Annotated in this window: 11 protein-coding genes; 9 read left to right on the forward strand and 2 right to left on the reverse strand. The window is 68.8% G+C overall.

The genetic code is table 11. The features are described from left to right. Positions 1-97: 97 nt before the first annotated feature. Positions 98-1,258, reverse strand: coding sequence for an L-rhamnose isomerase (gene rhaI / locus R6V09_RS12230; protein ID WP_317881418.1), 1,161 nt, complete (start codon positions 1,256-1,258; stop codon positions 98-100). A gap of 261 nt (positions 1,259-1,519) precedes the next feature. On the opposite strand from rhaI, the gene R6V09_RS12235 reads away from it, so the two are divergent. The 9 genes from R6V09_RS12235 to R6V09_RS12275 all read left to right on the forward strand — a co-directional run bounded on the left by R6V09_RS12235 (position 1,520) and on the right by R6V09_RS12275 (position 11,277). After that, a complete protein-coding gene (locus R6V09_RS12235) occupies positions 1,520-3,037 on the forward strand; it encodes a sugar ABC transporter ATP-binding protein (RefSeq protein ID WP_317881419.1) in 1,518 nt (505 codons plus the stop codon). Positions 3,038-3,080: 43 nt separating this feature from the next. Then, positions 3,081-4,121, forward strand: coding sequence for an ABC transporter permease (locus R6V09_RS12240; protein ID WP_317881420.1), 1,041 nt, complete (start codon positions 3,081-3,083; stop codon positions 4,119-4,121). Continuing rightward, complete coding sequence (locus R6V09_RS12245) at positions 4,114-5,091, forward strand: ABC transporter permease (RefSeq protein ID WP_317881421.1); 978 nt, start codon at positions 4,114-4,116, stop codon at positions 5,089-5,091. Before R6V09_RS12240 ends, R6V09_RS12245 begins: the two co-directional genes overlap by 8 nt. A gap of 97 nt (positions 5,092-5,188) precedes the next feature. Beyond that, the gene (rhaS, locus tag R6V09_RS12250; protein WP_317881422.1) at positions 5,189-6,271 is read left to right on the forward strand and encodes a rhamnose ABC transporter substrate-binding protein; all 1,083 of its coding nucleotides are present in this window, start codon (positions 5,189-5,191) and stop codon (positions 6,269-6,271) included. A 32-nt stretch (positions 6,272-6,303) separates the two neighbouring features. Continuing rightward, positions 6,304-6,624 carry an L-rhamnose mutarotase gene (locus tag R6V09_RS12255; RefSeq protein WP_317881423.1) on the forward strand — a complete coding sequence of 107 codons (321 nt, stop codon included), beginning with the start codon at positions 6,304-6,306 and terminating at the stop codon, positions 6,622-6,624. 19 nt (positions 6,625-6,643) lie between these two features. Further along, positions 6,644-8,056, forward strand: coding sequence for a BNR repeat-containing protein (locus R6V09_RS12260; protein ID WP_317881424.1), 1,413 nt, complete (start codon positions 6,644-6,646; stop codon positions 8,054-8,056). Positions 8,057-8,144: 88 nt separating this feature from the next. Continuing rightward, complete coding sequence (locus R6V09_RS12265; RefSeq protein ID WP_317881425.1) at positions 8,145-9,176, forward strand: LacI family DNA-binding transcriptional regulator; 1,032 nt, start codon at positions 8,145-8,147, stop codon at positions 9,174-9,176. Positions 9,177-9,287: 111 nt separating this feature from the next. Then, positions 9,288-10,592 carry an alpha/beta fold hydrolase gene (locus R6V09_RS12270; protein WP_317881426.1) on the forward strand — a complete coding sequence of 435 codons (1,305 nt, stop codon included), beginning with the start codon at positions 9,288-9,290 and terminating at the stop codon, positions 10,590-10,592. 73 nt (positions 10,593-10,665) lie between these two features. Then, the gene (locus R6V09_RS12275) at positions 10,666-11,277 is read left to right on the forward strand and encodes an FxLYD domain-containing protein (protein WP_317881427.1); all 612 of its coding nucleotides are present in this window, start codon (positions 10,666-10,668) and stop codon (positions 11,275-11,277) included. Positions 11,278-11,289: 12 nt separating this feature from the next. Here R6V09_RS12275 and R6V09_RS12280 read toward each other — a convergent pair. Continuing rightward, the coding region (locus R6V09_RS12280; RefSeq protein ID WP_317881428.1) for a hypothetical protein at positions 11,290-12,736 on the reverse strand (1,447 nt) is incomplete at its 5' end.

The following is a 12,736-nucleotide window of genomic DNA, read 5'->3' on the forward strand; positions in this document are numbered from 1 at the left end:
TCAAGAGAGGTGAGTCATATCCCCTAGGGGCGCGGGGAACTGCGCGACCAGCCACAACGGACCCGCACCCGCAAACAAACGGATTCCCGGCAGACGCCTAGGCGCCCCAACCGGCCTGCTGCCCCCCAACCCGCTCAGCCACAATCCGCTCCTGCCAACCACTCGCCCGATACGCGGCAACAGGGTCAGGGGCAAGCCCTTGCTCCTCGCGCAGCTCCGCCAGCAGAGGCCGTACATCCGTGTTGTACGCGTCCATGATCACGGCGTTCGCGTCCAGCACATCCCCAGCCCGCTGCGCCGCACCCAACGCGTCCCGATCCACGAGCAGCGCCTTGGCGGTCGCCTCCTGCACATTCATCACCGACCGGATGATCGCCGGAATCTTCGCCTCGATGTTGTGGCACTGATCGAGCATGAACGCGACATCAGCGGTGAACCCCCCACCCCGAATCACCTCGTACATGATCCGGAACAACTGGAAGGGATCCGCCGCCCCCACCATCAGATCGTCGTCCGCGTAGAACCGCGAGTTGAAGTCGAACGCCCCGAGCTTCCCCTCCCGGAGCAGCGTCGCCACGATGAACTCGATGTTCGTGCCGGGCGCGTGATGCCCCGTGTCGACCACGACCTGCGCCTTGGGCCCGAGCTTCAGACAGTGCGCGTACGCCGTCCCCCAGTCGGGCACGTCCGTCGCATAGAACGCCGGCTCGAAGAACTTGTACTCCAGCAGCATCCGCTGCCCGTCCCCGAGCCGCTCGTAGACCGCAGCGAGCGCCTCCGCCAACCGATCCTGGCGCGCGCTCAGATCGTCCTGCCCCGGATAGTTCGTACCGTCCGCGAACCACAGTTTCAGGTCGGCGGAGCCCGTCGCGTCCATGATGTCGACGCACTCCAGCAGATGGTCGAGCGCCTTGCGCCGCACCGCCGCGTCGGGATGGCAGACGCTGCCGAGCCGGTAGTCGTCGTCCTGGAAGGTGTTGGAGTTGATCGCGCCGAGCCTCAGCCCGTGGTCGTCCGCGAACTTGGCCAGTGCCCCGAAGTCGTCCACCCGGTCCCAGGGAATGTGCAGGGCCACCGTCGGCGCCACCCCGGTGAACTCGTGGACCTTGGCCGCGTCCTCCAGTTTCTCCTGCGGGGTCCGCGGCACACCCTCCTGGGCGAACACCTTGAACCGGGTCCCCGAGTTCCCGTACGCCCACGACGGCGTCTCGACTGCCTGGGTCCTGAGCGCGGCCTTCACCGCGGCGAGATCGGTCACTTGTGGGCTCCTGTGACATGCGACGAAACGATGTATGTATGAAACGATTCAGAGAGCGAAGCTATGAGCCTCCCGAAGGGGTGTCAAGCCCTACGGCGAAGCCTGTGCTCCGTGACTCCAACGTGACCTTTGGCTATCGAAAGTTTTTCGATGCGGACCCATTGACGTGACAAGGCTGGCGCGCCTAACGTCCCGGCAACCAAGTTGAAACCTTTCACGACGCTGTGACGGCTCCCCGCCGGCGTCGTCGAGGAGCCCCTCATGACCCACCCGTCAGAAGCGGGTCCGGCCCCGGTGCTCGCGCTCAAGGGCATCTCCAAGTCCTTCGGCGCGGTACGCGCCCTGCGGGACGTGTCCCTCGAACTCTTCCCCGGTGAGGTGCACGCACTCGCCGGTGAGAACGGCGCGGGCAAGTCCACTCTCATCAAGACCCTCGCCGGTGTGCACCGGCCCGACGCCGGCCAGGTGCTGCTCGACGGCGAACCCGTCCTCTTCCACGGCCCCGGCGACGCCCGCGACGCGGGAATCGCCGTGATCTACCAGGAACCGACCCTCTTTCCCGACCTGTCGATCGCCGAGAACATCTTCATGGGCCGCCAGCCCCGCCGCGCGCTGGGCCGTATCGACCACAAGGCCACGCACGCGGCGACCGCCGAGCTGATGAAGCGGCTGGGCGTGGAGCTGGACCCCGAGCGCCCGGCGCGGGGTCTGTCCATCGCCGACCAGCAGATCGTGGAGATCGCCAAGGCGCTCTCCTTCGACGCCCGCGTCCTCATCATGGACGAACCGACGGCCGCCCTCACCGGCAGCGAGGTGGCCCGCCTCTTCGGCGTGGTCCGCACCCTGCGCGAACAGGGCGCCGCCGTCCTCTTCATCTCGCACCGCCTGGAGGAGATCTTCCAGATCTGCCAACGCGTCACCACCCTCCGCGACGGCGCCTGGATCTCCAGCGAGCCGGTCGAGGGAATGACCGAGGACGATCTCGTACGACGCATGGTGGGCCGCGATCTCGACGAGCTGTATCCCAAGCAGGACGTCGAACCCGGTGAAGTCGCCCTGAGCGTCAAGCGGTTGACCCGCGAGGGCGTCTTCACCGACGTGTCCTTCGACGTACGGCGCGGAGAGATCGTCGGTCTCGCCGGACTCGTCGGCGCCGGCCGTACCGAGGTGGCGCGAGCCGTCTTCGGCATCGACCGGTGGGACGCCGGCGGGGTCGAGGTCGACGGCAAGTCGCTGACGAACGGCGCCCCTTCGACCGCGATGGCCGCGGGCCTCGCCCTGGTCCCCGAGGACCGGCGCGCCCAGGGCCTGGTGATGGACATGTCGATCGAGCGCAACATCGGGCTGACCGGCCTGCGTACGACCGTCAGGGCGGGCCTCGTCGACCGGGGCGCCGAGCGCAGCCGTTCCCTCGACTGGGCGGTGAAGCTGCACGTCAAGTACGCGCGGATCGCCGACACCGTCAACACCCTCTCCGGCGGCAACCAGCAGAAGGTCGTCCTCGCCAAGTGGCTCGCCACCGGGCCCAAGGTGCTGATCGTCGACGAGCCGACCCGTGGCATCGATGTCGGCACCAAGGCCGAAGTGCACCGGCTGCTCAGCGAGTTGGCCGCCGACGGCGTCGCCGTCCTGATGATCTCCTCCGATCTGCCCGAGATCCTCGGCATGGCCGACCGTGTGCTGGTGATGCACGAGGGCCGGCTCACCGCAGAGATCCCCCGTTCCGAAGCCACCGAGGAATCCGTGATGGCCGCAGCCACCGGGAGGACCGCCGCATGAACAGGTCCTTCATGACGAGTGCAGTTTCCGGGAGGGCCGCCGTATGACGGTCACGGCTCCCAAGCCCGCGCCCGCCGCCGAGGCCCCCGAATCGAGCGGCACCCGGCTGGTCGACCGGGTCTTCAAGATGCGCGAACTCGCCATCCTGGTCGTCTTTTTGGTGATGATCGGCATCACCCAGGCGGGCAACAGCCAGTTCCTGTCCGAACAGGGCATCAAGGACCTGCTGCTCAACGCGACCATCCTGGTCCTGGTCGCCACCGGTCAGTCGCTGGTCGTCATCACCCGCAACGTCGACCTGTCGGTCGGCTCCACCCTCGGCATCACCGCCTTCGCCACCGGCGACTACCTCCACAGCGGGGGCAACGCGGTCGTCGCGATCCTGCTGGCAGTGCTCCTCGGCGTCGGACTCGGTCTGGTCAACGGGCTGTTGGTGAGTCTCGGTCAGGTGCCCGCCCTGGTCGTCACGCTCGGCACGCTCTACATCATCCGGGGCGTCGACTCCATCTGGGTCGGCTCACGGCAGATCACGGCCGCCGATCTCCCGGGCGGATTCGTCGACTTCGGCTCCGGCGGCCTGTCGGCGGTGCCCTGGCTGGCGTTGATCGCGCTCGCCGTACTGATCGTCACCGCCTACTACCTCAAACACTTCGGCAGCGGACGGGAGTTGTACGCCCTCGGCTCCAACCCCGAGGCAGCCCGGCTGGCCGGCATCCCCGTCCGCAAGCGGATCCTCGCCGCGTACACCTTCTGCGGCGGACTCGCCGGACTCGCCGGCGCGATGTACCTGGCCCGCTTCGGCAACGTCGACTCCGGCACCGGCACCGGCTACGAACTCACCGTCGTCAGCGCGGTAGTCGTCGGCGGCGTGGTCTTCACCGGCGGCTCCGGCAGCGTCTACGGCGCGGCCCTCGGCGCCCTCCTGCTGACCTCCATCAACAGTGTGCTGCCCGCCCTCGGCGTCAGCTCCGTCTGGGTGCTCGCCATCAACGGCATCCTGCTCATCCTCGCCATCGCCGTCGACCGGATCGTCGCCCTGCGCGTGGCTACCGCACTGAAGAAGAGGAACGCCCGCCATGCCTGAGTCGTTGACGCGCGCGATCCGCTGGGACACGGTCGTCGGCGCCCTCCTCGTCGTCCTGCTGCTGTTCTCCTTCACCTCCGTCGACGGCTTCGGCAACGCGCTGAACCTGTCGTTCCTGATCGGCAACACCCTTCCCATCGCCCTGATCGCGCTCCCGATGACCCTGTTGGTCGTCGCCGGCGAGATCGACCTGTCGGTCGCCTCCACGGCCGGTCTGTCGGGCGCGGTGATGGGCAAGCTGTGGAACGACGGCATGGCGATCGAGACGATCATCCCGATCTGCCTGCTGCTGGGCGTGGCCTGCGGACTGGTCAACGGGCTGCTCGTCACCCGGCTCGGACTGCCGTCCCTCGCCGTCACCATCGGCACGCTGGCCGCGTACCGGGGCATCGCGCAGATCGTGCTCGGCTCCAACGCGGTGACCGATTTCCCCACGCAGTACCTGGACTTCGCGGCCGGTCGCCTCGGGGGCACCTTCCTTCCGCGGGCCTTCCTGCCCTTCCTCGTGCTGCTGGCGATCGCGGTGGTCGTGCTGCACGCCACGCCGTTCGGGCGGTCGTTGTTCGCGATCGGGGCGAACGAGGAGGCGGCGAGGTTCGCGGGCATCCGCGTCAAGCGGCAGAAGCTGATCCTGTTCACGGTGACCGGGTTGATGGCTTCTCTCACCGGGGTGTTCTGGGCGCTGCACTACGCCAGTGCTCGGTATGACAACGCGACCGGGCTTGAACTGTCCGTCGTCGCCGCGGTGTTGCTCGGCGGGATCGACTTCGACGGCGGGAAGGGGACGTTGGGAGGTGCGATCGCTGGTGTCTTTCTGCTCGGGGCGTTGCAGAACGTGATGAGTCTGCTGAACGTTTCGGCGCAGTCGCAGATCGTTGTCACCGGTGTGCTGCTTGTTGTTTCGGTGCTTGGCCCTCGGGTCGCACGCCAGATTGCCATCGCGAGGGCCGCCGCGCGCGCCGTCGGATAGGTCGTTCGAAAGCTGCCGGCCCGGCTGTGGCTGGTCGCGCAGTTCCCCGCGCCCCTATAGGGCGCGTCGTACTCACCTTCGTCACAAAGGAACCGACATGCGCAAGTCATCCCTCCGTCGTGCCTGTGCGGCCCTCGCCGCCGTCACCTCCCTCACTCTCGCCGCCACCGCTTGCGGTGGTACCACCAAGAAGGATGTGAAGGATGAGAACACCGGGTCGGCCGTCACCGGTGGCAAGGCGGACCCGAATGCCGCTCTCAAGAAGGGGCTGACCGTCGGGTTCCTGCCCAAGCAGGTCAACAACCCGTACTTCACCACGTCCGACAAGGGCGGCGAGAAGGCGCTCACCGAACTGGGCGAGAAGTACAAGGAGGTCGGCCCGAGCAGTGCCACCGACACGGCGGGACAGGTGAGTTACGTCAACACGCTCACCCAGCAGCAGGTGAACGCGATGGCCGTCTCCGCGCAGGACCCGGGCGCCCTGTGCACCGCGCTCAAGCAGGCGATGAGCAACAAGATCAAGGTCGTCACCTACGACTCCGACACCAACCCCGACTGCCGCAACGCCTTCGTCTCGCAGGCCAGCGCCGAGGACCTCGGCCGCACCCAGGTGCAGCTGCTCGCCCAGCAGATCGGCTACAAGGGCGAGATCGCGATCCTGTCGGCCGCGCAGACCGCGACTAACCAGAACACCTGGATCGGCTTCATGAAGGAGGAGCTGAAGGACCCCAAGTACAAGAACATCAAGCTGGTCAAGGTCGCCTACGGCAACGACGACGCCCAGCAGTCCTTCCAGCAGACCCAGGGCCTCCTCCAGCAGTACCCGAACCTGAAGGGGATCATCTCCCCGACCACCGTCGGCATCAAGGCCGCTGCCCAGTACCTGTCCAGCTCCCAGTACAAGGGCAAGGTCAAGCTGACCGGCCTCGGCACCCCGAACGACATGCGCAAGTACGTCAAGAACGGCACCGTCGACGGCTTCGAGCTGTGGGACCCGGCGAAGCTCGGCGCCCTCGCCGCGCAGACGGCAGTGGCGCTGGTGTCCGGGCAGATCACCGGCAAGGAGGGCGAGACCTTCAAGGCCGGCGGGACGTCGTACACCATCGGCAAGGACGGCGTGATCAGCCTGGGCAAGCCGACCGTGTTCAACCTGAAGAACATCGACCAGTTCAACTTCTAGTCCCCGAAGTCCCTTTCAACTAAGGGGTGTTGATGCAGCGCGTGTGCTTCCTGCTGAAGGTCCGGGCGGACCGCCTCGACGAGTACCGCGAGCGGCACGCCGCCGTGTGGCCCGAGATGCTCGACGCACTCTCGGCCACCGGCTGGCACAACTACTCGCTCTTCCTGCGCGAAGACGGCCTGCTGGTCGGCTACTTGGAGACCGAGGACTTCGCCACCGCCCAGGCCGGCATGGAGGCCACCGACATCAACTCCCGCTGGCAGGCGGAGATGGCGCCGTTCTTCGAGTCCCTGGACGGCGCCCGTCCCGACGAAGCGATGAAACCCCTCACCGAGGTCTTCCACCTCGCGTGATCCCCCACAGGAGCCGCTCATGAGAAGACGCGCCGTGCTCGCGACCGCCATACTTGCGGCCGTGGCAACGCCGGGCACCGCACGGGCGGCCGACCCCGGCCCGTCCGTCACCAAGAAGAGCACCACCCAACTCGACGCCCAGGCGGTCTACTTCGTCTCCTACGACGGCCTGGTCAACAACAACTCGTTCCAGAAGAGCGGCCTGTTGACCTACAAGGGCTACCAGTACGCGGCCTGGTACACGTCCACCAAGAACGCCGTCGTCGCCCGCCGTGTCCTCGGCGCCACCACCTGGTCGAAGATCACCCTGTCCCACACCCTCAAGAGCGACGACTCCCACAACGTCATCTCGATGGGCGTGTCCAAGGTCGACGGCCGCCTGCACCTCAACATGGACTCCCACAGCGACGGCTTCTTCTACGTCAAGTCGATCGCCGGCCTCCTCGACAACCCGGCGTCCACCGCCTGGACCTCGGCCGTCCTCGGCGCCGTACAGACCTCGCTGGACGGTGTGGCGCTCACCTCGCAGTTCACCTACCCCCAGTTCATCGTCACCCCCGAGGGCAGGCTGCAGCTCAGCTACCGCGTCGGGATCTCCGGCAACGGCCGCAACGCCCTTGCGGAGTACGACGGTTCGGCCTGGACCGCACTGGGGGAGTGGAGCGCCTCGACCGGCACCTACACCAGTACGCACGGCTCCAGCACCGCCCGCAACATGTACCTCCACGGCATCGACTACGACGTCAACGGCCGCCTGCACTCCTTCTTCACCTGGCGCGAGCAGGCCGCCTCGGTGATGTGCAACAGCGGCGGCATCACCAACCACGACACCGGCTACGTCTACTCGACCGACCGGGGCCGCAGTTGGCGCAACGACGCCGGAACTGTCGTAGGAACAACAGGCAGTTCGGACACCGTGGCGGTCACGGACGGCGGACTCGTCGTCGACTCCCTCAACCCCGACCACTCCCTGATGAACCAGGAGACCCAGACCACCGACTCCACCGGCCTCCCGCACGCGATCATCAGCTACGTCCCCGGCCGCTTCGGCCAGTGCACCACCAACTACGTCACCGACCGCACCGCGAACGGCCGCGCCTTCCACGTCCGCAAGAACTCCGCCGGCACCTGGCAGAAGACCGAGATCCCGATCGCCCTGAACTCCAGCCAGCGCACCAAGCTGGTCCTGGACAAGTACGACAACGCCTACGCGGTCCTGCCCTACGGCCGAATCGCCGCCGCCTCGAAGTCCTCCGGGTACTCCGACTGGGCGCTGCTCTACGACGCGAGCGACCTGAACGCGTTCGGTGAGGTCGTCATCGACGAGCTGCGCGTGAAGGCGGACAACGTGCTGTCGTTCATGTACCAGGAGAAGTCGAGCGGTACGACCCCCTCGGCACTCCACGTCGTCGACTTCGCCCTGCCCGCGTGAGCGGGACGGTCACCGGAGTCGGCAAAGGTCATGACGGTAATGTGAAGGTCTTCCCGCCGTCCCACGTCACCCTGGAGGTCTCCGCCTGATGGCCCAGCCGGTGGGTATCAAGGACGTCGCCCGTGCCGCCGGAGTCTCCGTCGGCACGGTCTCGAACGTCATCAACCGCCCGGACACCGTCGCCACGGAGACCCGGGCCCGGGTGCTGTCCGCGATCGACCGGCTCGGCTATGTCCGCAGCGAGTCCGCGCGCCAGCTGCGCGCCGGCCGCAGCCGGATCATGGGGCTGCTCGTCCTCGACATGGGCAATCCGTTCTTCGTGGACGTGGCCCGCGGCGCCGAGCGGGCCGCGCGCGAGTCCGGGCTCGGTGTGATGGTCTGCAACAGCGCGCAGAGCCCCGTCGAGGAGGCCGACTACCTCTCGCTCTTCGCCGAACAGCGGGTACGGGGCGTGCTGTTGACCCCGGCCGACGCGACCGGACGCAACATCGAGTCCTTCCGCCGGCACGGCATCCCCTTCGTGCTCGTCGACCGAGTCGCCGAGGGCACCACCGAGTGCTCGGTCTCCGTGGACGACGTCGCCGGCGGTGCGCTCGCCGTGCGGCACCTGATCGACGCCGGGCACCGCTCCATCGCGTACGTCAGCGGTCCGCCCGGCTTCAACCAGGTGCGGGACCGCCGTACCGGCGCCAAGAACGCGCTCGCGGAAGCCGGTCTCGACCCCGGCACGCTGCGCGAGCTGCCCACCGACCGGCTCGACGTGGCCGCCGGCCGGGACGCCGGCGCCCGTCTGCTGGGCCTCGCCGACCGCCCCACCGCCGTCTTCTGCGCCAACGACCTCCTCGCCCTCGGCGTGCTCCAGGCCATGTTCGCGGCCGGCGTCGGCGTCCCGGACGACCTCGCGATCGTCGGCTACGACGACATCGAGTTCGCCGCGGCAGCCGCCGTACCGCTCACCTCGGTCCGGCAGCCCGCCGTCACCATGGGCGCCCTCGCCGCCGAACTGCTCCTGGAGGAGACCGAGGCGGAGGCGGACGCGACGGCTCGCCCGCACGAGCACCGGAGGGTCGTGCTCCAGCCGGAACTGGTGGTGCGCCGCTCCAGCCTCGCCGCCCGCTGACCGGCGGGTCAGTAGCGATCCATAGGATTTCATGATCCAGGGGGTCGGATATCGGACGCGCATGTGCTGAAATGTGTCGCGGCCCGCAAACCGTCCGTCCCAGGAGACCCGTTGTCCGTCAGTTACCGTCAGCCCGGCGTCGTCCTCACCGACCGTCGCTTCACCGTGCCCCTCGACCACGAGGAACCCACGGGCGAGACCATCGAGCTCTACGCCCGTGAGGTCGTCGCGAGCGACAAGGCGCACCGCGAGGACCTGCCGTGGCTGCTCTACCTCCAGGGCGGACCCGGTTTCGGGGCGAATCGTTTCGTCGGCAGGCAGGCCTGGCTCGACCGCGCCCTCGACGAGTACCGCGTCCTCTTCCTCGACCAGCGCGGCACCGGCCACTCCACCCCGCTCACCCGGCAGACCCTCCCGCTGCGCGGCGGCCCCGCCGAGCAGGCCGACCACCTCACGCACTTCCGCGCCGACTCCATCGTCCGGGACTGCGAGATCATCCGCCCGGCCCTCACCGGCGGCGCCCCCTGGACCGTCCTCGGTCAGAGCTTCGGCGGCTTCTGCACGGTGAACTACCTGTCCACCGCCCCCGAAGGCCTGCGCACCGCCCTCCTCACCGGCGGCCTGCCGTCCCTCGACGCCCACGCCGACGACGTCTACCGCGCGGCCTACCCGCGCATCGAACGCAAGGTCGCCGCCCACTACGACCGCTACCCGCAGGACGTGGAACGCGCCCGCCGCATCGCCGAGTACCTGCTGCGCCACGAGCCGGTCCTGCCGAACGGCTACCGGCTCACCGCCGAGGCCTTCCAGTCCCTCGGCATCATGCTCGGCGGCAGCGAGGGCAGCCACCGCCTCCACTTCCTCCTCGAAAACGCCTTCGTCCGCACCCCGCAGGGCTTTGAGCTCTCCGACGCGTTCCAGGAAGAGGTCCAGAACTCCCTGTCCTACGCCGGGCACCCCCTCTACGCCCTCGTCCACGAGGCGTGCTACGCACAGGACGCCCGCCCCACCGCCTGGTCGGCGGAGCGCGTCCGCGGCGAGTTCCCGCAGTTCGACGCCGCCAAGACCCTCGCGGGCGACGGCCCCCTCCTCTTCACCGGCGAGACGATCCACCCCTGGATGTTCGACTGCGACCCCGCGCTGCGCCCGCTCCGCGACACCGCCGAACTCCTCGCCGCCCACACCGACTGGCAGCCGCTCTACGACCCGGCGCGCCTCGCCGCCAACGAGGTCCCGGTCGCCGCGGCCGTCTACCACGACGACATGTACGTCGACACGACCCACTCCCTGCAGACCGCCCGCTCCATCCGCGGCCTGCGCACCTGGGTCACCGACGAGTTCGAGCACGACGGCGTACGGGCCGGCGGCACGCGTGTCCTGGACCGGCTGCTGGCCCTCACGCGCGACGAGGTCTGAGTTCGCCGACGGGACGTGACCTCGATCGCCGACGAGATGTGACTTCGGAATTTCCGACATAAGGTTCATTTCGATGAATACCAAGTCACTCCGCCGGGCCCGCCCGGCCGCCCTGGTCCTCGCCGTCGTCGCGGCGAGCACAGTCGCTCTGGTGTCCTGCGGCGACGACAACGACAGCTCCGGCAGCGGCTCGGGGACCCCGACTCCGGACAAGGCCTCCTTCTCGGGTATGACACCGTCGGCCCTGAAGTCGGCCGCGTCCTCGGCGGTCGCGTCGGCCCGCGCCCGGGCCTCCGCCGCGGAGTCCTCCGCCTCGGCCGCCGCGTCCTCCTTCGAGGCGTCCGTGTCGGCCGAGGTCGCCCGCGCGAGCAAGGACGCCCAGAACGAACTCAAGAACGTCACGGGCCAGGGCAACGCGATGTCCGACGTCGCCATGACCGGCAAACCGCGCGCCCAGACCAGCGGTCTGCTGGCCGTCCTCGTCACCATCACCAACAAGACCGACAAGAAGGCGTCCTACGCCGTCCAGGTCGACTTCCTCGACTCCTCGGGGAAGGTGGTGGAGACGCGCTACGTCGGCGCCGAGAACCTCGCCCCCGGCGCGAAGGCCCAGCCGGTCGCCATCAGCACGAAGCCGCCGGAGCCGGTGCTGACCCCGAAGTTGGCGAAGGCGCAACGCTATTGACCAACGGGCGGTTCAGCGCTCGGAGTTGAGCGCCGCCACCGCCCCGCCCGCGTCCCCGATCGTCGTGTAGTCCACGGCGACGAAGTTCACCGGCCGACCGCGTTCCCGTTCACAGCGGTGGACGCGGTCGAGCACGAACCCGCGGGCGTTGACTTCGCCCGCGTCCAGGCGGCTGCCGCCGTCGATGGTGATGAAGTGGTTGAGCAGGAACAGGCGTTTGTCGCTGCCACCGCGATGCGGTACGCAACTCATCGCGTCCGGCGTGCGGAACGCGAACGGGGTCTCCATGCCGTAGTCGTAGAAGTTGCGGTACCAGGGTGCCGGACCGTCCGCCTGCTCGGCGAAGACGACGAGCCGCCGCCCGCTGTCGACCAGGTCGCCCAGCGTCGGCCACGGCTTCGCGGGATCGGGATCCGGAGTGTGCACCAGGTCGCTCAACCCGGCCTGCGCGAAGGCCTGTTCGGTGTCCTTGCCGCTGATCGCGTCCTGCACGATCAGCGTGATCACCTCGGTCGGATGGGCGTGCATCCAGGCGCCGATCTCGCGCAGCGCGGGGACCAGGGCGACGGCGCCGGCCCGGCACACCGAGTGGCACAGCCACAGCCCCTCGCGCGGCGGGTTGACCTTGTTGACGGCCGCGGCGATGAACTTCCGCTGTTCCGGGGCGAAGTCGGACTCGGCGAGCCGCGCGGTGATCTCGTCCGGGCGCTCCCACCGGTAGGTGTCGATCTGCAGGGCGCGCACCCCGTCGTCCAACTGGGCGGTGATTCCCGGGTCTTGGAGCGGGCCGATGAACCGGTCGACGGTGGTCGACATCGCGTTGTGCGAAGTGAGGTAGGCGACCTCGTCGTAGGACCGGTCGCACAGGTCGGCCCTGCCCTCGCAGGTGCGGGACGCGGTGGGTGTGACGGCGTACGGCACCAGCAGGACGCCGGCGACGGCGGCGCCGCCGGTGGCGAGGGCCAGCCATCGGAGGCGCGGGAGGGCGGGGACGTGCGGCCGGACCTGGAGGGCCCAGCCGACACCGGTCAGGAGGGCACCGGCCAGCACCGGGACCAGGGCGGTCGTCAGGGCGGTGGCCGTGAGCCGGTCCAGGGCGGTGCGCTGTATGTCGTCGACCAGCCGGGCCAGGCTCGGCGGCCAGGAACCCGGCGGATCGATCACCCGTCCGCCGCTGACCAGCCGGAAGAGGACGGCGACCAGCCCGGCCAGCACCCCACCGGCCGCGAGCGACCAGCCCACGGGGAGAAGTCGGCGGCCCGGAGACGCCGAGCCGCCACCGATCCACAGCACCGCCAGCGTGGCGACGAGGAGCGCCGAGGCCAGGGCCTCCGCGAGGCCCAGGCCGACCGCGGTGTAGGTGCGGGCGCGGTGCAGGGGAGCCAGGTCGTTGCCGGACGCGGCGAGGGTGTCCGTGAGGTTCCAGGTGCCGCCGTCCACGGTCGCCCGCAGCCGGTCG

Source organism: Streptomyces sp. W16 (assembly GCF_033194735.1).
Lineage (GTDB): Bacteria > Actinomycetota > Actinomycetes > Streptomycetales > Streptomycetaceae > Streptomyces.

Excerpts from the sequence above, each read along its gene's own strand:
- R6V09_RS12235 (WP_317881419.1), top strand. The coding sequence starts at position 1,520 with ATGACCCACCCGTCAGAAGCGGGTCCGGCCCCGGTGCTCGCGCTCAAG.
- R6V09_RS12240 (WP_317881420.1), top strand. The coding sequence starts at position 3,081 with ATGACGGTCACGGCTCCCAAGCCCGCGCCCGCCGCCGAGGCCCCCGAA.
- R6V09_RS12245 (WP_317881421.1), top strand. The coding sequence starts at position 4,114 with ATGCCTGAGTCGTTGACGCGCGCGATCCGCTGGGACACGGTCGTCGGC.
- rhaS (WP_317881422.1), top strand. The coding sequence starts at position 5,189 with ATGCGCAAGTCATCCCTCCGTCGTGCCTGTGCGGCCCTCGCCGCCGTC.
- R6V09_RS12255 (WP_317881423.1), top strand. The coding sequence starts at position 6,304 with ATGCAGCGCGTGTGCTTCCTGCTGAAGGTCCGGGCGGACCGCCTCGAC.
- R6V09_RS12260 (WP_317881424.1), top strand. The coding sequence starts at position 6,644 with ATGAGAAGACGCGCCGTGCTCGCGACCGCCATACTTGCGGCCGTGGCA.
- R6V09_RS12265 (WP_317881425.1), top strand. The coding sequence starts at position 8,145 with ATGGCCCAGCCGGTGGGTATCAAGGACGTCGCCCGTGCCGCCGGAGTC.
- R6V09_RS12275 (WP_317881427.1), top strand. The coding sequence starts at position 10,666 with ATGAATACCAAGTCACTCCGCCGGGCCCGCCCGGCCGCCCTGGTCCTC.